Origin of the sequence: Streptomyces sp. M2CJ-2, from assembly GCF_016757295.1 — a bacterium.
Classification (GTDB): Bacteria; Actinomycetota; Actinomycetes; order Streptomycetales; family Streptomycetaceae; genus Streptomyces.
In genome coordinates, this window is sequence record NZ_JAESIF010000034.1 from 55732 (window position 1) to 74952 (window position 19221).

Annotated in this window: 21 protein-coding genes and 3 pseudogenes; 18 read left to right on the forward strand and 6 right to left on the reverse strand. The window is 70.2% G+C overall.

Translation table 11 applies throughout. The features are described 5' to 3' along the window. Nucleotides 1–300 precede the first annotated feature (300 nt). A complete protein-coding gene (mobC, locus tag JL475_RS23745; RefSeq protein WP_307825138.1) occupies nucleotides 301–819 on the forward strand; it encodes a plasmid mobilization relaxosome protein MobC in 519 nt (172 codons plus the stop codon). Further along, nucleotides 816–2528, forward strand: coding sequence for a mobilization protein (locus tag JL475_RS23750; protein WP_202279906.1), 1713 nt, complete (start codon nucleotides 816–818; stop codon nucleotides 2526–2528). Before mobC ends, JL475_RS23750 begins: the two co-directional genes overlap by 4 nt. A 3-nt stretch (nucleotides 2529–2531) precedes the next feature. Here the strand turns inward: JL475_RS23750 and JL475_RS40210 are convergent. From JL475_RS40210 to JL475_RS23760, 4 genes and pseudogenes are all read right to left on the reverse strand, one after another. Beyond that, nucleotides 2532–2811 (reverse strand): annotated as a pseudogene (locus JL475_RS40210) (hypothetical protein); the annotation flags it as partial. A 45-nt stretch (nucleotides 2812–2856) separates the two neighbouring features. Then, entirely contained in the window at nucleotides 2857–3087 is a 231-nt protein-coding gene (locus tag JL475_RS23755; RefSeq protein WP_202279908.1) for a DUF397 domain-containing protein, read from the reverse strand. Next, a pseudogene (locus JL475_RS40215) lies at nucleotides 3084–3257 on the reverse strand (Scr1 family TA system antitoxin-like transcriptional regulator); the annotation flags it as partial. The pseudogene JL475_RS40215 and the gene JL475_RS23755, both read right to left, overlap by 4 nt. 97 nt (nucleotides 3258–3354) lie before the next feature. Then, nucleotides 3355–5136, reverse strand: coding sequence for a CdaR family transcriptional regulator (locus JL475_RS23760; RefSeq protein ID WP_202279910.1), 1782 nt, complete (start codon nucleotides 5134–5136; stop codon nucleotides 3355–3357). Nucleotides 5137–5358: 222 nt separating this feature from the next. Between JL475_RS23760 and JL475_RS23765 the strand changes: the two genes are divergently transcribed. The 16 genes from JL475_RS23765 (at nucleotide 5359) to JL475_RS23835 (ending at nucleotide 17802) form a co-directional block, all read left to right on the forward strand. Beyond that, nucleotides 5359–5841 (forward strand): general stress protein, encoded by a 483-nt coding sequence (locus JL475_RS23765; protein ID WP_202279912.1) that lies wholly within the window; start codon nucleotides 5359–5361, stop codon nucleotides 5839–5841. A gap of 53 nt (nucleotides 5842–5894) precedes the next feature. Then, nucleotides 5895–7790 carry a molecular chaperone DnaK gene (gene dnaK / locus JL475_RS23770; RefSeq protein ID WP_202279914.1) on the forward strand — a complete coding sequence of 632 codons (1896 nt, stop codon included), beginning with the start codon at nucleotides 5895–5897 and terminating at the stop codon, nucleotides 7788–7790. Nucleotides 7791–7798: 8 nt separating this feature from the next. Next, on the forward strand, nucleotides 7799–8410 hold the full coding sequence (locus JL475_RS23775) for a nucleotide exchange factor GrpE (protein WP_202279916.1): 612 nt from the start codon (nucleotides 7799–7801) through the stop codon (nucleotides 8408–8410). A 6-nt stretch (nucleotides 8411–8416) separates the two neighbouring features. Continuing rightward, complete coding sequence (locus JL475_RS23780; protein ID WP_202279918.1) at nucleotides 8417–9370, forward strand: DnaJ C-terminal domain-containing protein; 954 nt, start codon at nucleotides 8417–8419, stop codon at nucleotides 9368–9370. Further along, nucleotides 9367–9774, forward strand: a complete 408-nt coding sequence (locus tag JL475_RS23785; RefSeq protein WP_202279920.1) for a chaperone modulator CbpM — start codon at nucleotides 9367–9369, stop codon at nucleotides 9772–9774. The genes JL475_RS23780 and JL475_RS23785 overlap by 4 nt, the downstream gene beginning before the upstream one ends. Then, complete coding sequence (gene clpB, locus JL475_RS23790) at nucleotides 9765–12404, forward strand: ATP-dependent chaperone ClpB (RefSeq protein WP_202279922.1); 2640 nt, start codon at nucleotides 9765–9767, stop codon at nucleotides 12402–12404. The genes JL475_RS23785 and clpB overlap by 10 nt, the downstream gene beginning before the upstream one ends. Then, nucleotides 12401–12859, forward strand: a complete 459-nt coding sequence (gene trxA, locus JL475_RS23795; RefSeq protein ID WP_202279924.1) for a thioredoxin — start codon at nucleotides 12401–12403, stop codon at nucleotides 12857–12859. The genes clpB and trxA overlap by 4 nt, the downstream gene beginning before the upstream one ends. Nucleotides 12860–12864: 5 nt before the next feature. Further along, complete coding sequence (locus JL475_RS23800) at nucleotides 12865–13074, forward strand: NAD(P)/FAD-dependent oxidoreductase (protein WP_202279950.1); 210 nt, start codon at nucleotides 12865–12867, stop codon at nucleotides 13072–13074. 107 nt (nucleotides 13075–13181) lie between these two features. Continuing rightward, nucleotides 13182–13673 (forward strand): Hsp20/alpha crystallin family protein, encoded by a 492-nt coding sequence (locus tag JL475_RS23805; RefSeq protein ID WP_202279926.1) that lies wholly within the window; start codon nucleotides 13182–13184, stop codon nucleotides 13671–13673. Between the two features lie 72 nt (nucleotides 13674–13745). Beyond that, nucleotides 13746–14174 carry a DUF2267 domain-containing protein gene (locus JL475_RS23810; protein ID WP_202279928.1) on the forward strand — a complete coding sequence of 143 codons (429 nt, stop codon included), beginning with the start codon at nucleotides 13746–13748 and terminating at the stop codon, nucleotides 14172–14174. A 141-nt stretch (nucleotides 14175–14315) separates the two neighbouring features. Next, entirely contained in the window at nucleotides 14316–14420 is a 105-nt protein-coding gene (locus JL475_RS41735; protein WP_368860236.1) for a hypothetical protein, read from the forward strand. Between the two features lie 29 nt (nucleotides 14421–14449). Then, nucleotides 14450–14713, forward strand: a complete 264-nt coding sequence (locus JL475_RS23815; protein WP_109377547.1) for a UBP-type zinc finger domain-containing protein — start codon at nucleotides 14450–14452, stop codon at nucleotides 14711–14713. Next, a complete protein-coding gene (locus JL475_RS23820) occupies nucleotides 14713–16479 on the forward strand; it encodes a cyclic nucleotide-binding domain-containing thioredoxin-disulfide reductase (RefSeq protein ID WP_202279930.1) in 1767 nt (588 codons plus the stop codon). The genes JL475_RS23815 and JL475_RS23820 overlap by 1 nt, the downstream gene beginning before the upstream one ends. Nucleotides 16480–16658: 179 nt before the next feature. Then, complete coding sequence (locus JL475_RS23825) at nucleotides 16659–16934, forward strand: hypothetical protein (RefSeq protein ID WP_202279932.1); 276 nt, start codon at nucleotides 16659–16661, stop codon at nucleotides 16932–16934. 283 nt (nucleotides 16935–17217) lie between these two features. Then, nucleotides 17218–17520, forward strand: a complete 303-nt coding sequence (locus JL475_RS23830; protein ID WP_202279934.1) for a transposase — start codon at nucleotides 17218–17220, stop codon at nucleotides 17518–17520. Between the two features lie 66 nt (nucleotides 17521–17586). Beyond that, complete coding sequence (locus tag JL475_RS23835; protein ID WP_202279936.1) at nucleotides 17587–17802, forward strand: hypothetical protein; 216 nt, start codon at nucleotides 17587–17589, stop codon at nucleotides 17800–17802. Here JL475_RS23835 and JL475_RS23840 read toward each other — a convergent pair. Both JL475_RS23840 and JL475_RS23845 read right to left on the reverse strand, forming a co-directional pair. Continuing rightward, entirely contained in the window at nucleotides 17792–18967 is a 1176-nt protein-coding gene (locus JL475_RS23840) for a zinc-dependent alcohol dehydrogenase (RefSeq protein ID WP_202279938.1), read from the reverse strand. The genes JL475_RS23835 and JL475_RS23840 overlap by 11 nt on opposite strands. Continuing rightward, nucleotides 18964–19221, reverse strand: a pseudogene (locus tag JL475_RS23845) (hypothetical protein); the annotation flags it as partial. The gene JL475_RS23840 and the pseudogene JL475_RS23845, both read right to left, overlap by 4 nt.

Genomic DNA, 19221 nt, shown 5'->3' on the forward strand with positions numbered 1-19221 from the left:
GTCTCAGTCCGTCCCATCCGTCCCCGCGCAGGTCAGCGCGGGGACGGACTTCCTCGCCGCAACGGATCGATCCGTACCTGCATGCCGGTCCGTACCCGTCCTGACCAGCCACGGGACGGATGCGACGGACGTGACGAAGCCCTGCCCACACACCACTGGAGCACGACTATGCACGATGACCCCGCAGACGACGCCCCCTTCCGCCCCCGCGGGGAGCTCCTCGGGCCCGCCCACCGAGCAGCAGCAAGGTATGCCGCTGGACCGTCCAAAGGTCGGTCCAACGGGGACTCCGCCCCAGGGGTGGCGGAGATCCTCGGGCGCCAGGGGGCGCCCGAGGAGGAACAGCACGCCAAGGCCGCGACCGTCGTCCTGCCGCGCGCCGCCGAAGCCGCCGCCCTGCACCGCATCGCCCGCCGCCGCAAGCGCAAAGACACCCAGCGCAAGGAGCGTGTCGACGTGCGCTACAGCGTCGAAGAGAAGACCGCCATCCTCGCCAGGGCCCGGTCGCTCAACATCGCCGGCGCCCACTACGTGGGCGCCGTCGTCATGGCCCACCTCCACGGTGACCTCGCCCTGCCAGGCCAGCGCACCCCGCTGGACGACTACATCGACGAGCTGACCGCCCTGCGCGAGCAGGTCGCCAAGATCGGCAACAACGCCAATCAGATCGCCCGGAAGCTCAACTCCGGCGGCCATCCACATCCTGGGGATACCACCGCCCTGGACCAGACCGAACGCACCCTGGGCGCGGTCCGCGCTGCCATCAGCGCGATCGCGGCAGCCTCGAACCAGGCCACCGCCAAGAAGGCCGCCCGGTGATCGCCAAGATCAGCAGCGGCAAGGACACGGCGGGCCTGATCCGCTACCTGTTCGACACCACGAAGGCCAAAGACCACACCGACCCCCACCTCGTCGCCTCCTGGGACGGCTTCGCCCCCGACCCCGGCCGCACCGACGACTTCACCGCCACAAGGAAGCTCCTGGTGGCCGACCTCGACCTGCGCGTCAAGCAAGCCCGCCGACTCGGCCGAGCCCCCGAGCGGCACGTCTGGCACTGCTCCCTCCGCGCCGCCACAACCGATCGCCACCTCAGTGACGAGGAGTGGGCCGACATAGCCCGCCGCGTTGTGGCCGCCACCGGCATCGCGCCCCAGGACGACCCGGACGGCTGCCGCTGGGTCGCCGTCCGTCACGCCCCCGACCACATCCACATCGCCGCCACCAAGGTCCGCGGTGATCTGCGCACCGCACGTCACTGGAACGACTACCTCACCGCCGACCGCGAACTCGCCACCATCGAGAAGGAATACGGCCTCTTCCAAGTCGTCCGCGGAGACCGCACCGCTGCCAAGCGAACCTCTCGCGCCGAACAGGAAAAGGCCCGCCGCCAAGGCCCGAGCAAGCCCGCCCGGGAACGTCTGCGTGCCATCGTCCGCACCGCCGTGGCCGCCACCACCAGCACCGAGGAGTTCGTCCGCCTGCTCAGCCTCACCGACGGTGTGCTGGTCGAAGTCGTGTACTTCCCTTCCGGCGACATGCGCGGCTACAAGGTCGCCAGCGAAGACAACACCACCGCCGGCAAGGGACCCGTCTGGTACTCCGGCTCCGAACTCGCGCCGGACCTGTCCTTCCCCAAGATCCGAGCACGCCTGGAAGCCACCGACCCGCAGCCGACCATCCAGCCGGGCAGGCGCAGGCCCAACCCCTGGCACCAGGCCACCGCCGCCACCGAACGCATCCCCCGGCACCTCACCGGAAACGACGACCGAGCCTCCCAGGCCCACCTCGCCGCCTTCGGTGAAGCCCTCGATGCCCTGCCCCTCCTCGCCCCCGCAGCCATCCGCGCCCAGCTCCGCGAGGCGGCCTCCGCGTTCGAGCGCGCCACCCGCTCCCGCGTCCAGGCCGAACACCACCACGCCCGCGCCCTGCGCGGCGCCGTACGGGCGATGCTCCGCGAGCCCGCGCCCAGGGACGGCACGGCTCTGGCGATGTTCCTCGATGCCGCGATCCTCGTCGCCATCGCGGCCACCCGCTGGCACCAGCTCCGCCACCACGACCAGCAGGTCGCCGCCGCCCAGCAGACCCTGCTCCACCTCCAAGCCGCCTACGACCAGGCAGCAGCCGCGCCCCTGACCGCCCTCGTCCAGCGCCGACCGCCCCAACAGACTGTGGACCGGCACATCCGCCACATCCGTCGGGCCGTGCCCGAGCACGCGGAGCAGGTCCTCAAAGACCCCGCTGTCGCTGCCCTCACCGCCGCACTCGCCGAAGCGGAAGCACTGGGGCACGACCCGGAGCGACTCCTCAGGCAGGCCGCCGACCAACGTGCCCTGGATGACGCCCGCTCCCCCGCAAGGACCTTGGCCTGGCGTATGCGGCGCCTCGGCGCACGGCCGGTGCCCAGTGCACGAGCCCGCGCATCACAGGCCCGCAGCGCAGCACGGCCTGACGGGGCACCACAGCACCACAGCACTCCGGCGCATGTAGCAGCCGCCGTCCCGCCCCCGCCGCGAGCACGGCGGCGCTGATCGCGATCGCACAGACGGTCTGGGGGCAAGCAGCTCCAGCAGTTCCTCCCGGCGGTACCGGTCGGCCCGCCGCCGGCCTTCGGCCGGTGAGGCTCGTAGGAGCCGATCAGGACGCCCATGGCGGGCGCCTCGTGCAAGATGCCCAGCGCGAAGTTACCGAACCGACGTCCCAGTGCCGCTCCTGTGCCGCGGTAAGCAGCAAGCCAACGTCAGCTGCGACCCCGGCCGCGCAGGCCACGATCCGGAGGAACGGCTTGTCGTGCTGATCACTCGCGCGGGGCACTCCTACTTGGCGGCTGGCATGTGCACGTGCGGCTCGGGCAGGGTCTCAGCCGACGCGAGTCTCGCCGTCGGTGTAATGGCCCAGCAGATCACCCAGGGCGGAGCGGCTGAGGATCACAGGTGACAGGTCGAGATCCTTGGAATCGCGCACCGCCGCGTATGCACCGAGGTCGGCGATCTCCACGCAGTCGTTGGCGCCTCCGCTGTAGGAGCTCTTGCGCCAGCGCGCCTTGTGAAGGTCCTCTGCGCGGGGGCGGCGGGGCGGGGTCGTGCTCATGGTTCGAGCTCCTCGGCAGTGCGGGTGAGGTGGGTACGGGTCTCGGCCGGGCTCAGGGCAGAAGCCCTGAGCTGGTCGAAGATGTCCGTGTAGTTCTGGATGTCGCTCTCGGACTCCAGGTACACGGAGTTGTTGGGGTTCTCCAGCCAGACCAGCGGGGCCGTGGGCTGGGGGAACTGGAGTCTCCTTGATCATTAGATCCGCCGTTGACCAGACACTCCCACCAACTGCCACCGACGCTGTCCGCACAACAGTTCTATCAGGGCATCAGCGGGGTCCGCCCAGCACGATCTTCCATACTCGGGTCGCCACCTGGAGGTTGAGCCGGTCCTCGACGTTCGCGAGGTCGTTGCCGCTGATGTCGCGGATGCGCTGGAGTCGATAGCGCAGCGTGCTGCGGTGGATCGCGAGGGATTCGGCGGTCTCGTCGTAGTTGCCGCCGCAGTCGAAGTACCGGGTCAGGGTCTCCACCATGGTCCCGTGGTGCCGGGAGTCGTAGTCGATGAGCTGCCCGAGCCACTCGTGGACGAACGTCTCCAGTTCCCGGTAATCGTTGCCAGGTCCCAGGATGCGGTAGAGGCCAAGCTCGTCGAAGAACGTCGTGCCGTAGCGCTCGCGGGAGTGGCGGCGCACTTCCAGGGCGCGCTGCGCCTCCTGGTAGCGGTGGGGGATGTCGTCCACGGAGTCGGAAGGGGCGCTCACCCCGATCGTCCCGGACCGTGTCCCGGTCTCCCGGGCGAGCGCCTCGTACAGCGCGCGGGCGTGCGGCCTGCCGTCGGCGACCAGGACCACGTGGTCGGAACGTCGGGTCAGCAGCGCGCGCATGCCCACGGCAGAGGCCGCCCGGCCCACGGTTTGCGCGAAGGAATCGTCCGCAGTCCGGTTCGACCACTGCACCACGACGATGTAGTGGCTGCGGTGCAGGTCGTGTCCGACTGCCTCGGACCGAGCGTAGGCGCTCGCCTCGTCCGTCCCTGCCAGGAGGTCGTCGACCAGTTCGCGGTGCAGCCTCAGCTCCACTTCGGCCAGATTACGCAGGTGCGCCAGCTCCAGGGCGAGCGACATGGCGGCGTGTTCCAGCGCGAGCACGGTGTGCTCGTCGGCCTCGTTCCGGGCATCGACCAGGGCCAGCACGCCCAGGATCTCGCCGTGCGGGCGGACCAGGGTGATCAGCCGGTCCCTTATCCGCACCGGCCCGACCTCCCGGGCGACGGCGTGCAGCATTTCGTCCTGGCGCACGGGGTCCGGTTCCGGATAGGGGTCGGGGCGGCTGGGGCCGGTCCAGGACCTCAGCCGACCGAAGCGGTCCTCGACCAGCGCGGGGAGTCCAGTGAGCCCGTGCAGTGCGCGGGTGATGGCTTCCTCGCCGCCGCCCGAGGCAGCGATGTCGACCATGAGCGCGTGAACGGCCCGCAGGTACCCCAGCTCAGCCACGACGGAGATCAGCTGCCGCTGGAGGGCTGTCCGTTCCGCCCTCAGCCGGTGCAGCTCCAGCGCGTCCTCGCGTTGGCGGCGGTGTGCGAAGGCGACTGACAGAGCAGCAGCGGTGTGCCGGACGAGCGTGGCGAGCAGGGAGCGCTCGGTCTCGGTGGGCCGGGAGCGGGACGTCACCACGAGGTAGCCGTGGAGTCCCTCACGTCCGCGCAGCCCCAGGGCCCGGCCCCAGGGCCGGCCGGGTACGGTCACAGGGCCGTCTTGCCCGGCCAGCTCCCGCACCCTCCGGTCCACGGCCAAGTCATGGATCTGCCCGACCCTCGGGCTGGGGACCAGGTCGCCGTCCGCCCTGAGGTATCCGGCCTCGGCACTGTATGGCCCTGCGGCGGCTATGTGGTCCATGGCCAGGCGCAGGATCTCGCCTTCGTCCCGGGTGTCGAACAGGGCGCGGGAGAGCGCCATCAGTTCGTGGAGGGCATGGTCGGCTGAGGTTGGAACGGGTGGGCGGGGCCCTCTCCGCGCGGCCGTGAGCTGCCGCCCGGCGCTGCCCCGCGGAAGGCTGCTCTCCCGGTCGGAGCGGCGGCGGTCCAGGTGGTGCGCCCGGCTGCCGGCCATGGGATCACTCCGTTCTCCCCGAGCCTTCAGGGGGCGAACGGTGTTCCGGGTACCCGCTCGCGGGCTGGCTCATCCGAGATGTTCGGATTCTTCCTCTCGTACTCGTGGGGCGACCGGACCCGTGCATTTCTGACTCGCCAGGCGCAGGCGTGGAGCCACTCGGCTGGCCACTCTGGGGAGTGTTCGGAACCCTCCGTGCGCACCGGCAGGAAGGACTGGGCGATGACCGAGCAGCATCGCAGGCCGGTTGCCTCGTACGAGACGTACGGGGAAGCCGAACGCGCCGTTGACCATCTCTCTGACCATGGGTTTCCCGTGGAGAGGGTGGCGATCATCGGCCAGGACATGCGCCTGGTCGAGCAAGTGATCGGCCGGATGGACTACGGCAGGGCCGCCCTTCACGGAGCGGCGAGCGGTGCGCTCCCCGGTGTCCTGATCGGCTGGCTCTTCGGCCTTGTGAACTGGCTCGACCCCGTCGTCTCCGTCCTGCTCCTCGCCTTGTACGGGCTGATCTTCGGAGCGATCGTCGGCGCGCTGTTCGGCATGCTGCTGCACGCCCTGCAGGGCGGTCGCCGGGATTTCGCCTCGATCCGCTCGATGCAGCCGAGCCGGTACGAGGTCGTCGTGGACGAGGCGGTCGCCGACGAGGCTGTACGGCTGATCGGCGCGCTGCAGACCACCGGCGGAGGTCCCACCCGTACCTGAACGAACGTGATCCGGAGAGTCGGCGCAGGCCGCCGCACCGGGAGGAGTTCCTCATGGCCAAGGCAGTGGGCATCGACCTGGGCACCACCAACTCGGTGATCGCCGTGTGGGAGGGCGGCGAGCCGTCCGTCGTGCCCAACAGCGAGGGCAACCGCACGACACCGTCCGTGGTGGCCTTCACCGACACCGGCGAGCGCCTGGTGGGCCAGCTGGCCCGGCGCCAGGCGATCCTCAACCCCAAGGGGACCATCTACTCGGCCAAGCGGTTCATCGGCCGGCACTTCGACGAGATCTCCGACGAGGCCAGGGCGGTGGCGTACGACGTCGTCGAGGGCGACGGCGGGGCGGCCCGCTTCAAGGTGCGCGACAAGCTGTACGCGCCTGAGGAGATCAGCGCACAGGTGCTGCGCAAACTCGCCGACGACGCCTCCAAGCAGCTGGGGGAACGGGTCGCGGAGGCGGTCATCACGGTACCCGCCTACTTCAACGACGCTCAGCGCACCGCCACCAAGGACGCCGGACGGATCGCGGGACTGGAGGTGCTGCGGATCATCAACGAGCCGACGGCGGCCGCCCTCGCGTACGGCATGGACAAGAAGCAGCACGAGACCGTCCTCGTCTTCGACCTGGGCGGCGGCACCTTCGACGTGAGCATCCTCGACGTCGGCGACGGCGTGGTGGAGGTGCGCTCCACCGCCGGCGACAGCCACCTGGGCGGCGACGACTTCGACCGGCGTCTGGTGGATTACCTCGCGGACGACTTCCAGAAGGAGAACGGCATCGACCTGCGCAAGGACCCGCAGGCGCTGCAACGACTGTTCGAGGCGGCGGAGAAGGCCAAGACCGAGCTCAGTTCGGTGACGCAGACGCAGGTCAGCCTGCCGTTCATCACCGCCGACGCCTCGGGCCCCAAGCACCTCACCGACTCGATCATGCGGTCCACGTTCGAGCAGATCACCGGCGACCTGGTGGAGCGTTGCCTGGGACCGCTCCAGCAGGCACTGGCCGACGCCAAGGTCGGCGAGAGCGACATCGACGAGGTCATCCTCGTAGGCGGCTCCACACGTATCCCGGCGGTCCAGGCCCTGGTCCGCCGGCTGACCGGCGGCAAGGAACCCAACATGAGCGTCAACCCCGATGAGGTCGTGGCCCTGGGCGCCGCGATCCAGGCCGGGGTGCTCAAGGGCGAGGTCAAGGACGTCCTGCTGCTCGACGTCACACCCCTGTCGCTGGGCGTAGAGACGCGCGGCGGAGTGATGACGAAGATCATCGAGCGGAACACCACCATCCCGGTGCGCCGCACCGAGACCTTCTCCACCGCCGAGGACAACCAGCCGGCCGTCGATGTGGTGGTCCTCCAGGGCGAGCGCGAGCGGGCCGCCGACAACCGGGTGCTCGGCCGGTTCCAGCTCACCGACATCCGGCCGGCGCCGCGGGGCGAACCACAGATCGAGGTCACCTTCGACATCGACGCCAACGGCATCCTCAACGTCAGGGCCCGCGACCGGGACACCGGCAAGGAACAGGGCATCACCATCAGCGAGAGCTCCAACCTGGACCGCAGTGAGGTCGAACGCATGGTCCAGGAGGCCGAGCGCAACCGGGGCCAGGACCAGGCACTCCGCGAGGCCGTCGACGCCCGCAACGAGCTCGACGCCGTCGCGTACCAGGTCGAGAAGCGCCTCGCCGAACTGGGTGACGCAGCGCCCGCGCACGAGAAGGCACGCGCCGAGATGCTCGTGTCCGACGCCCGGGCGGCGGTCAAGGAAGAGGCGGGCGTGGAGCGCGTGCGGCCCCTGGCCTCCGAACTCCAGCAGGTGCTCGCCGGGCTGGCGGCCCATCAGGCCGCCGCCACGGGCGGTTCCGGCCAGGACGCCGCCACCGGTGGTCCCACGAGTGGCGGTGGCGGTGGCGACGATGTCATCGACGCCGAGTTCGAAAAGGACTGAGGCGCGCCATGCCCAGCCACCCCCAGGAACCCGACCGGGCCGCGTCGGATCCGGTCGAACCGGTCCCGGAAGGCGCCGTACGCCCTCCTCGCGGGGATTTGCCGCAACCGGGCCCGCCGCCCCGGCCGGAAGCGGCGCTCGACGAACCGGGACCCGACGCCGCCGGCCCCGCACCTGCCGAGGACGAGTACACGACCGCGATCCAGGAACTGGAGGACCGCTGGCGGCGCGCGCTCGCCGACCTCGACAACCTCCGCAAGCGCCACGCCAGGGAACTGGAGCGGGAGCGGACGGTCGAGCGTTCCCGTACGGCCGCCGCCTTCCTGCCCGTCCTGGACAACCTCGAGCTCGCCCTGACTCATGCCGGAGTCGACCCCGGCGCGATCGTGGAGGGCATCCGGACGGTCCACGACCAGGCGGTGAACGTCCTCGAACTGCTCGGCTACCCGCGGCACGCGGAGACCGGCGTCGCCTTCGACCCGGCCCGGCACGAGGTGGTCGGCGTCGTCCAGGACCCCGACGCCCCACCGGGAACCGTCGTCGAGGTGCTGCGCCCGGGCTACGGGGACGGCGAACGGCAGCTCAGGCCCGCCGCCGTGACTGTCGCGAAGCGGGAGTGACCGGTCATGGCACGGGACTTCTACGAGGTGCTGGGCGTGTCGCGGACCGCGAGCCAGGACGAGATCCAGCAGGCATATCGCAAGCTCGCCCGCAAGTACCACCCCGACGTCAACAAGGACCCGGGGGCGGAGGAACGCTTCAAGGACCTCAACGAGGCATACAGCGTCTTGTCGGACCCGAAGACCCGGGCCCGTTACGACCGCTTCGGCGAGGACTTCCGCAAGATCCCCGAGGACTTCGACGAACGGGTCGCGGCCGGAGCGGGCAGCGGCTTCCGCGCTCGGAGGACCGCGGGCGCGGGCGGCCCCCGTGTCCGGTACACCACCGGCTTCGGCGACGACTTCGCAGCGGAGGGTGTCGACATCGAAGACCTGCTCGGCTCGCTCTTCGGAGCAGGTGCCGTCCCCGCCGGTGTACCGGGAGCCGACCAGGAGGCCGAACTGCCGCTCACCGTCGAGGAGGCGTACCGAGGCGGCCGTCGCACCGTCACGCTCGCCGGTCCCACGGGGCAGCCGCGGCGGTACGAGGTCGTCGTGCCGCCGGGCGTCACCGATGGGCAGCGCATTCGGCTGGCGGGGGAGGGCGGCCGGGGCAATGGTGACGCCCCCGCGGGCGACCTGTACCTGCGGGTGCGTATCCAGCCCCACCCCCGGTTCCGGCTGGACGGCCGCGACGTGTACGTCCAGGTCCCGGTGGCCCCCTGGGAGGCGGCCCTGGGTGCGACCGTGCCGGTGCCCACCCCCGGCGGTGGCACGGCCAAGGTCACGGTGCCCGCGGGCTCGTCCAGCGGCCGGCGGCTGCGGCTGCGCGGCGAGGGCATGCCGAACCCGCGCGGCGCGAACGGCGACCTGTACGCCGAACTCCGTGTCATGGTGCCGCCCGCCCTCGGCGACCGGGAGCGCGAACTGTTCGAGGAGCTCGCCGCCACCTCCTCGTTCGACCCCAGGAGGACGCGATGAACGACCGACCCGCGGAAGCGGCAGGCATCGGCCGGGCCGGCGTGGGCGCCCGTCCGGTACGGACGGGCGCCGACGTCACCGCCTCGGCGGCTGTCCGGTACGCGCTCGTGCCCGCCCCCAGGCTCTCGCTGGACGCCGTGGCCCGTCGCTCGGGCCTCCACCCCGATCTGATCCGCCGGTTCGTCGCCCTCGGCCTGGTCGACGCCGAATGCGACGCCGCGGGGCACCTGGTGTTCGACCCCACGGCGCCGGCGGTCCTTGCCCGCATCCAGCGGCTGCGCTCCGGACTCTGCCTCAACTACGCATCCATCGGCCTGGTACTCGACCTGCTCGACCGCATCAGCCTGCTCGAAGCCGCCCTGCGCGGCCGCGGCACGAGGAGTGAAACACCCCCATGGACATGAACCGTCTCACCCAGAAGTCCCAGGAAGCCCTCCAGGAGGCCCAGACCGCGGCCGTCCGCATGGGACAGACCGAGGTCGACGGGGAACACCTGCTGCTCGCACTTCTCGATCAGGAGGACGGTCTGATCCCGCGGTTGCTGCAAGAGGCCGGCACCGAGCCGAAGGAACTGCGCGCGGCCGTGCGCGAGGAACTCTCCCGCCGCCCGAAGGTCACCGGCCCCGGCGCGGCACCCGGCCAGGTCTTCGTCACTCAGCGCCTCGCCCGCCTGCTCGATGCCGCCGAACGGGAGGCCAAACGCCTCAAGGACGAGTACGTGTCCGTGGAGCACCTCCTGCTCGCCCTGGCTGAGGAGGGCTCTTCAACCGCCGCCGGGCGGCTGCTCAATGAGGCCGGCATCACCCGGGACTCGTTCCTGAGCGCGCTCACCCAGGTCCGCGGCAACCAGCGCGTCACCTCGGCCAACCCCGAAGTGGCCTACGAGGCTCTGGAGAAGTATGGCCGCGATCTCGTCGCCGAGGCCAGGGACGGCAGGCTCGACCCGGTCATCGGCCGGGACGCCGAGATCCGCCGCGTCACCCAGATCCTCAGCCGCAAGTCCAAGAACAACCCGGTCCTCATCGGCGACCCCGGCGTCGGCAAGACCGCCATCGTCGAGGGCCTCGCCCAGCGCATCGTCCGCGGCGACGTGCCCGAAGGACTGCGCGACAAGACTGTGTTCGCCCTCGACATGGGCTCCCTGGTCGCCGGCGCCAAGTACCGCGGTGAGTTCGAGGAACGCCTCAAGGCCGTGCTCAGCGAGGTCAAGGCCGCCCAGGGGCGCATCCTGCTCTTCGTCGACGAACTGCACACCGTCGTCGGCGCGGGCGCCGCCGAAGGGGCCATGGACGCGGGCAACATGCTCAAGCCGATGCTCGCCCGCGGCGAACTGCACATGATCGGCGCCACCACCCTCGACGAGTACCGCAAGCACATCGAGAAGGACGCCGCCCTCGAACGCCGCTTCCAGCAGGTGCTGGTCGACGAGCCGAGCGTGGAGGACACCATCTCCATCCTGCGCGGACTGCGCGAACGCCTGGAGGTCTTCCACGGCGTGAAGATCCAGGACACCGCGCTGGTCTCCGCGGCCACCCTCAGCCACCGCTACATCACCGACCGGTTCCTGCCCGACAAGGCCATCGACCTCGTCGACGAGGCGTGCGCCCGGCTGCGTACCGAGATCGACTCCATGCCCGCCGAACTCGACGAGATCACCCGCCGCGTCACCCGCCTGGAGATCGAGGAGGCGGCCCTGTCCAAGGAGACCGATCCCGCCAGCAAAGCCCGCCTGGAGGAACTGCGCAGGGAACTGGCCGACCTGCGCGGCGAGGCCGACGCCAAACACGCCCAGTGGGAGGCCGAACGGCAGGCGATCCGCCGCGTGCAGGAACTGCGCCAGGAACTGGAGCAGGTCCGCCACGAGGCGGAGGAGGCCGAACGCGCCTACGACCTCAACCGCGCCGCCGAACTCCGCTACGGCCGCCTCCAGGACCTGGAGCGCCGACTTGCCGCAGAGGAGGACCAACTGGCCGCCAAACAAGGGCAGAACCGGCTGCTGCGCGAGGTCGTCACCGAGGAGGAGATCGCCGAGATCGTCGCAGCCTGGACCGGCATCCCGGTCGCCCGCCTCCAGGAGGGCGAACGCGAGAAACTGCTGCGCCTCGATGAGATCCTGCGCGAGCGCGTCATCGGCCAGGACGAGGCCGTCAAGCTCGTCGCCGACGCCATCATCCGCGCCCGCTCCGGCATCCGCGACCCTCGCCGCCCCATCGGCTCGTTCATCTTCCTCGGCCCCACCGGCGTCGGGAAGACCGAGCTGGCCAAGACCCTCGCCCGGGCCCTGTTCGACTCCGAGGAGAACATGGTCCGCCTCGACATGAGTGAGTACCAGGAGCGGCACACCGTCAGCCGGCTCATGGGCGCACCGCCCGGATACGTCGGCTACGAGGAAGGCGGCCAGCTCACCGAGGCCGTACGCCGCAAGCCGTACTCGGTTGTGCTGTTCGACGAGATCGAGAAGGCGCACACCGATGTCTTCAACACCCTGCTGCAGATCCTCGACGACGGCCGCATCACCGATGCTCAGGGCCACACCGTCGACTTCCGCAACACCGTGATCATCATGACGTCCAACATCGGCTCCGAGCACCTCCTCGACGGCGCCACCGCCGAGGGTGAGATCAAGCCGGACGCCCGCGCCCTGGTGATGGGCGAGCTGCGCGGGCACTTCCGCCCGGAGTTCCTCAACCGCGTCGACGACATCGTGCTGTTCAAACCGCTCGGTGAGCGCCAGATCGAGCGGATCGTGGAGCTGCAGTTCGACGAGCTGCGGCAGCGGGTCGCCGAACGCCGCATCACCGTCGAACTCACCGATGCAGCACGCGAGTTGATCGCTCACCAGGGCTACGACCCGGTGTACGGGGCCCGGCCGCTGCGGCGCTACATCTCCCACGAGGTCGAGACACTGGTCGGACGCGCCCTGCTGCGCGGCGACGTCCAGGACGGCGCGACGGTCCGCGTCGACGCCGAGCACGGAGAGCTGGTGGTCACCTACGACCAGCAGGAGGGGGCCCGGGAAGCGAGGGCGGCGTGAACACCACCCGGACGACGACGGTGACCTGCCCGAAGTGCGGGCGCGGCAACCGGATTCCCGTGGCCGCCGAGGGCCGCCCCAAATGCGGCCACTGCAAGCAGCCCCTGCCCTGGATCGTCGACGCGGGCGACGACGACTTCGCCGAGGTCGCCGACAACGCCACCCAGCCCGTCGTCGTCGACCTCTGGGCCACCTGGTGCGGCCCCTGCCGCATGGTCAGCCCCGCCCTCGAACAGGTCGCCCGCGACCTCGCCGGACGGATCAAGCTCGTCAAGGTCGACGTCGACAAGAACCCGCGGCTCAGCCGGCGGTTCGAGGTGCAGGCGGTGCCGACCCTGCTCGTCCTGGACCAGGGCGAGACGGTCGCCCGGCAGGCCGGGGCGGCACCCGCGCACGTCCTGCGCTCGTGGGTCGAGCAGGCGATGGCGAGCCGGCAAACCACTGCAGGAGGGTGAACACGATGGACCGGCCACCGCGGGAGCTCCACGAAACCGCAGTACGGAACTGCACGTCCCTCGAGACCGGACTGCCCGGGGTCTTCGCGGCGGGCGACGTCCGCCGCGGCTCCGCGAAGCGGGTCGCCTCCGCGGTCGGCGAGGGAGCGATGGCCGTCCATCACGTCCACGAACACCTCGGCCATACCGCCGTCGGCTCGGCGATCGAGGTGTGAACCATGACCGCCTCCACGGAAACAGGCACCTTCGCCCGGCCAGTCCGCCGCGCCGGGCGAAGAGGCGGTACTGCCGCGAACCCACGAAAAGACGGAGGTGATGGGCGATGACCTTGCCCGTCCGGAGCCACCGCAGTGGCGGAACAACGGAGCGGCCCCTCGGGTGGGCCCGCAATCCGCTGATGGAATTCGACGAACTGCTCAACCAGATGAGCGGATTGCTCGAATCCACGGTGGGCGGCGCCGCGCCCGCAGCCGCGTGGGCCCCCCTCGCGGACGTCACGGAGACCGACGACGCCTTCGAGGTCGAGATCGAACTCCCTGGCGTCGAGAGCAAGGACATCGACGTCGAGGCCAACGGACAGGAACTGGTGGTCACCGGAGAGATCAAGGAAAAGGAGCGCAAGGGCGTCCTGCGCCGTGGCACCCGCCGGACCGGTGCCTTCGAGTACCGGCTGCGGCTGCCCGGAGAGGTGGACGCCGAGAAGGTCACAGCGGAGATGTCGGCCGGTGTGCTCACGGTCACCGTCCCCAAGACGGAGGTCGCCAAGCCCCGTCACATCCAGATCACCGAGAGCAGCGAGAGCGGTGGTCGTTGAGCCGAGGAGCCCGGCGGGGTGGGATAACTGTCCGGCACCGCCGGGCCTCCGGGAGCGAAAGGGGCCCATGAGATGACCGAAACGGGTTTCTCCTCTTTCGACACCATGGTGGACAAAGCCAACCGGCTCCTCAGGGACATCGAGGAGGCCAACGGATGGCCCAAGGAATGCCGGAAGCAGTCGTACGCCGCACTGCGCGCCGTCCTGCACCGGCTACGGGACCGGCTCTCCGTCGACGGGGCCGCGCACTTCGGGGCGCAGCTTCCGACCCTGATCCGCGGCGTCTACTGCGACGGATGGAAGCCGTCCGAGACACCAGTGAAGCTGAGCGGCGAGGAATTCCTCCAGCGCGTCCGGGAGGACTTTCCCTACGCGGTCGACGGCGGCATCGAACGAGTCGTGCACACCGTGCTGGAGGCTCTGGAACGCCACGTCAGCGAAGGCGAGTGGGACCACCTCAGATCCGGTCTGCCGAACTCGCTGGCCTTCGTACTGCCGTAGCCGCTCGGCGGCACCCGAACCGCCGACCAGGAACGAGGGTGCGCCACGGTGCGCAAGAAAAGTCCGAGGCTGCGGAAAAGGCCAAGACCGAGCTGAACTCGGTGCCCCAAACACCAGCTCGCCGACGAGCTCAAGGTCGACATCGACCGGTCGCCGGCGCTCGCGCAGCGGTTCCAGGTCATGGCCATGCCGACCCTGGCCCTGTTCGACACGGGAGTGGAGGAGACCATCGCGGGCTGCGGCTGAGTAGTCCCATCCACGGAAGGAGAACCCTCATGGCCACGATTCCCGACCCGCACCTGGCGATGGTGCGCCCAGTGACGCCGCGTACCCCGGAGGGCTGTGAGGAGTGCCTCATGGAGCATTCCCCGTGGGTGCACCTGCGGCTCTGCCTCACCTGCGGACACGTCGGCTGCTGCGACTCCTCGCCCCTCAAGCACGCCAGGCGGCACGCGGGCAGTGCCGGTCACCCCGTCGTGCAGTCCTTCCAGCCGGGAGAGGACTGGCGCTGGTGCTACGTCCACGAGGTCCTGGTCTGATGAGCACGGCCGAGCACAAGCATGGTGCGGTCCGCGAGACACCGGACCGGTACGGGGCGTTCCCGCGCCTGACACCGGAGCAGCTCCAGCACCTGACCGCGCACGGTGAGCGCCGCAGGACCGCCGAGGGCGAGGTGCTGTACCGCGAGGGCGAGCCGTTCCGGGAGTTCCTCGCGATCCTCAGCGGGACCGTCGAGATCCTCCACGACCACGGCGGGCCCGACGAGCGCACGGTGGCGGTGCACGGACCCGGCAGGTTCCTGGGTGAACTCGGGCTGCTGGAGGGCCAGGCGGCGTTCGACACCGCTGTGGTGCGCGGGGCGGGCGAGATCCTGGCCGTACCGGTGGAGCGGCAACGCGCCCTGGTCGGCCGCGACCCCGTCCTCGGCGATCTGATCCTCCGCGCTTACCTGGGCCGCAGGTATCTGCTCATCGGCCTCGGCGCCGGCTTCCGGATCCTGGGGTCGTGTTATTCACCGGACACGCTGCGGCTGCGTGAGTTCGCCGCCCGCAACCGGCTGCCCCACCGCTGGGTGGATCTGGAGAAGGACAAGGAGGCGGAGGCGCTGCTGCGTCGGTTCGCCATCCGTCCCGAGGAGACTCCGGTAGTCCTCTGGAAGGGCGAGCGGGTGCTGCGCAATCCGAGCAACGCCGAACTCGCCCGGCTCATCGGGCTGCCCGCCCCCTCGCCGGAGGCCGGGCGGTGCGACGTAATGGTGGTCGGTGCGGGCCCCGCGGGACTCGCCGCCGCCGTGTACGGTGCCTCCGACGGCCTCACCACGGTCACCGTCGACGCCGTGGCCACCGGAGGCCAGGCCGGTACCTCGTCTCGAATCGAGAACTACCTTGGCTTCCCGTCGGGCATCTCCGGGGGCGAGCTCATCGAACGCGCGGTGCTCCAGGCCCACAAGTTCGGCGCCCGCCTCATGGTGCCGGCCCAGGTCAGCGGGCTCACCCCGCAGGACGACGAGTACGTAGTCACCTTCACAGACGGGTCCCGGGCCCGGGCGGGCGCCGTGGTGCTCGCCTCGGGCGTGTGGTACCGCAGGCTCGAGGTGCCCGGCATCGACCGCTTGGAGGGTATCAGCGTCTACTACGCGGCGACGGTCCACGAGGCCAGTCTCTGCCAGGCGGACCCGGTCGCCGTGGTCGGCGGCGGGAACTCCGCCGGGCAGGCGGCGCTGTTCCTCGCGAACCACGCGTCCAGGGTCCACCTCCTCGTCCGGGGCGGTGACCTCAACGCGGACATGTCGCGCTACCTGGTGGACCAGGTGGAACGGCACCCGAAGATCGAGGTGCTGCTCCACACCGAAGTCCGGGGCGTCTCCGGGGAGGAGAAGCTGGAGTCGCTGATCGTGGAGGACAACGCAAGCAGTGAGCGCCGGGAGCTGCGGGCCGCGGCGCTGTTCGTGTTCATCGGGGCCCGGCCGCGCACGGAATGGCTCAGGGGCGTGCTGGCCCTGGACGAGAAGGGCTTCGTCCTCACCGGCGCCGACGCCCAGGCGGCGGCCGACGCGACCCGGTGGGCCTCGCTCGGCCGTGGTCCGTTGCTGCTGGAGACCACCCTTCCCGGCGTCTTCGCCGCCGGCGACGTCAGGAGCGGCTCGGTCAAACGGGTGGCCTCGGCGGCCGGTGAGGGTGCCATGGCGATCCGCCTCGTGCACGAGCATCGGGAAAAGACGGGCAACGTGGTCCGCACCGCGGGCCCCGAGGGGCGTCGGCCGGTGGCGGGCCAGTCCGTGTCCTGGCGCTGGCCCTCCCCCTGACGGACCCCGTAGGCGGCCCGACCCCCCACACGGTCGTCCTCCCAGCGGGCGCCCAGCGCACCGCCGACGGTTCCCATGGACGTGATGAACCGGGCGAGGGAGAGGTAATACCCAGCATCGGGCTGGTGCCCGACGACCGGGCGCAACGACTCCGGTGTGAGCAGGAACGCCGTGGTGACATGGACGAGCACGAACAGTGTGGCGTACAGGCAGGTGATGCCGATGAACGAGGTGACCACGGTGACGAGGTTGAACAGGCCGGCCTGCTGCCGGGCGATCTCGTCGCACACACGGTCCCACCGTTCATGGTCGACGACCAGCGCCGTGACTCACGTGGAGGTGACCCGAAAGGTATCAATGCTGACGAGGCCGAACGCCGCGGTGACGACCACGTCGGCGAACGGTCGCGGGCCGGACACCGAAGCGGGGCGGTCGGTGGCGCGGAGCGGGTGTAGGCGGTGGCGCACTCGTTCGTGGCCCGGTGGGAGCACGCCCCTGTACTGGGGAGGGTGAGGAGATCTGTCCGTACCGGCCTGCACCTGCCGGCGGGGGCCAGCGTGTCACGTGGCGCCGACGCCACCCCGGGGGCATCCTGTGGGCACTTGCGATCGCGGGGGCAGCCGACGAGAAGGGTCCGGTCATGCGGGTGTCGTCGCATGGCGTTACGGTCGTGGCTCTCCTGGCGGATCCGGACGCGCCGACGGAGATCGCGCAGCGCATGGCCCGGACGCTTCCTGGATGCTCAACCATCTCGGCCACCAGGAGGCGGCCAAGAACGTCGTACCACGGGATTCTGCGCTACGCGATGCGCAGGTCGCGCCTGCACGAGGTAGGCGGTTTCGTTTGGATCAGCCGGTCGTTGGTCCGGGTGTGTCGTTGACTGCCGCGCAGTGGGCGCGGATCGAGCCGTTACTCCCGGACCGGCCACCCAAGCGCGGCGGCCGCTGGCGTGATCACAGGGAGGTGGTCACGCCAGCGGCCGCCTTCAAGTTCCGGACCGGAACACAGCGGGTCCACCTGCCGGAGAAGTACGGCAACTGACGGGGCGTCTACAACCGGCTGCGGACGTGGGCCATCGACGGCACGTGGGAGCGGGTTTTCACCGCGTTGACGGCCCAGGCCGATGCCGACGAAGACCTGGACGGGGTCGTCTCGGTGGACTTCACGATCGTGCGCGCTCACCAGCTTGCGGCCGGGGCCCGTAGAAGAGGGGGTCCGGCCGCCGAACCGGACGACCACGCCGTCGGCGCTGCCGAGCCGAAGCAGAAGCGGAAGCCAGGCCCGCGCAAGACAGAGTTCATCGGCGCGGCCCTCACGGCGTGAGGACGACCTTCTCGCAGCGGTCCTTCTTGTTCTTGAACAGGTCGTAGCCGGTCGGTGCCTCGCTCAGGGGCAGCCGGTGGGTGATCACCCGGGTGGGGTCGATCTTGCCCTGCTCGATCAGACCCAGCAGCGGCTTCATGTACTTCTGCACATGGCACTGCCCGGTGCGCAGGGTCAGGGACCTGTTCATCCAGGCACCCGCCGGGAACTTGTCGATCAGCCCGCCGTAGACGCCGATGACCGACACCACGCCGCCGCTGCGGCAGGACATGATGGCCTGGCGCAGCGCGTGCGGCCGGTCGGTCTCGGAGTGGACCGCCTGCTTGGCGCGGTCGTAGAGGTGCACGTGGGAGGCACCGTGTGTGGCCTCCAGGCCGACCGCGTCGATGCACTTGTCGGGGCCCCGGCCGCCGGTCAGTTCCAGCAGTGCCGACCGCACGTCGGTGTCTTCGAAGTCGATGGTCGTGTACCCCTGGGCGGCGGCCATGTCGAGCCGGTAGTTCTCCTTGTCGATCGCGATGACCTTCTCCGCGCCCAGGACCCGGGCACTGTCCATTGCGAACTGGCCGACCGGCCCGGCGCCCCAGACGGCTACGACATCGCCTTCCTGGATGTCGCACATCTCGGCGCCCATGTACCCGGTCGGCAGGATGTCGGACAGGAACAGCACCTGCTCGTCGCTGAGGTCCGACTCGATCCTGAGGGCGTTGGCGTCGGCGAGCACCACCCGGGCGTACTCGGCCTGACCGCCGGCGAAGCCACCGGTGAGGTGTGAGTAGCCGTAGATGCCGGCGGTGGGGTGACCGAAGAACTTCTCCGATATGCCGGCGTTGGGGTTGCTGTTCTCGCAGCACGAGTACAGCTCCGCGCGGCACGCCCCGCAGGCGCCGCAGGCGATCGGGAAGGGCACGACGACCCGGTCGCCGACGCGCAGCTTGTCATCGCTGATGCCGGGGCCGACCTCGACGACCTCCCCCATGAACTCGTGGCCCATGATGTCGCCCTTTTCCATGGTGGGGACGTAGCCGTCGAGCAGATGGAGGTCGGAGCCGCAGATCGCCGTCGAAGTGATTTTCACGATGGCGTCGCGGCTGTTCAGGATCGACGGTTCGGGGACGTCCTGCACCTCGACCGAGTTGCGTCCCGTCCAGCAGTTCGCCTTCATCCCAGGGCCTCCTTCAGTTCGCTTTCGGTCAGCGGCCGGGCCGGGTGCTGCGGGAACTCCCCGCGGGCCCGCTTGCCGCCGGGTGCCCCCTCGGAGCGGACGACCTCGCCGGTCTCCGCGATCTGCTTGAAGCGGCGCAGATCGTCGTCGAGTTGCTGGTGCGGCTCCTCGCCGAAGTACCCGACTTCATCAGTAGGTAGGCACACGTGGTCGGCGGATTCGCGGGCTGGCCTGCGAGAATGGCATGAGGAGCC

Excerpts from the sequence above, each read along its gene's own strand:
- JL475_RS23815 (WP_109377547.1), top strand. The coding sequence starts at position 14,450 with ATGGCCACGATTCCCGACCCGCACCTGGCGATGGTGCGCCCAGTGACG.
- clpB (WP_202279922.1), top strand. The coding sequence starts at position 9,765 with ATGGACATGAACCGTCTCACCCAGAAGTCCCAGGAAGCCCTCCAGGAG.
- JL475_RS23805 (WP_202279926.1), top strand. The coding sequence starts at position 13,182 with ATGACCTTGCCCGTCCGGAGCCACCGCAGTGGCGGAACAACGGAGCGG.
- JL475_RS23825 (WP_202279932.1), top strand. The coding sequence starts at position 16,659 with ATGGACGAGCACGAACAGTGTGGCGTACAGGCAGGTGATGCCGATGAA.
- JL475_RS23800 (WP_202279950.1), top strand. The coding sequence starts at position 12,865 with ATGGACCGGCCACCGCGGGAGCTCCACGAAACCGCAGTACGGAACTGC.
- JL475_RS23755 (WP_202279908.1), bottom strand. The coding sequence starts at position 3,087 with ATGAGCACGACCCCGCCCCGCCGCCCCCGCGCAGAGGACCTTCACAAG.
- JL475_RS23830 (WP_202279934.1), top strand. The coding sequence starts at position 17,218 with ATGCTCAACCATCTCGGCCACCAGGAGGCGGCCAAGAACGTCGTACCA.
- dnaK (WP_202279914.1), top strand. The coding sequence starts at position 5,895 with ATGGCCAAGGCAGTGGGCATCGACCTGGGCACCACCAACTCGGTGATC.
- JL475_RS23810 (WP_202279928.1), top strand. The coding sequence starts at position 13,746 with ATGACCGAAACGGGTTTCTCCTCTTTCGACACCATGGTGGACAAAGCC.
- JL475_RS23775 (WP_202279916.1), top strand. The coding sequence starts at position 7,799 with ATGCCCAGCCACCCCCAGGAACCCGACCGGGCCGCGTCGGATCCGGTC.
- JL475_RS23765 (WP_202279912.1), top strand. The coding sequence starts at position 5,359 with ATGACCGAGCAGCATCGCAGGCCGGTTGCCTCGTACGAGACGTACGGG.
- JL475_RS23785 (WP_202279920.1), top strand. The coding sequence starts at position 9,367 with ATGAACGACCGACCCGCGGAAGCGGCAGGCATCGGCCGGGCCGGCGTG.
- JL475_RS23760 (WP_202279910.1), bottom strand. The coding sequence starts at position 5,136 with ATGGCCGGCAGCCGGGCGCACCACCTGGACCGCCGCCGCTCCGACCGG.
- JL475_RS23780 (WP_202279918.1), top strand. The coding sequence starts at position 8,417 with ATGGCACGGGACTTCTACGAGGTGCTGGGCGTGTCGCGGACCGCGAGC.
- JL475_RS23820 (WP_202279930.1), top strand. The coding sequence starts at position 14,713 with ATGAGCACGGCCGAGCACAAGCATGGTGCGGTCCGCGAGACACCGGAC.
- JL475_RS23840 (WP_202279938.1), bottom strand. The coding sequence starts at position 18,967 with ATGAAGGCGAACTGCTGGACGGGACGCAACTCGGTCGAGGTGCAGGAC.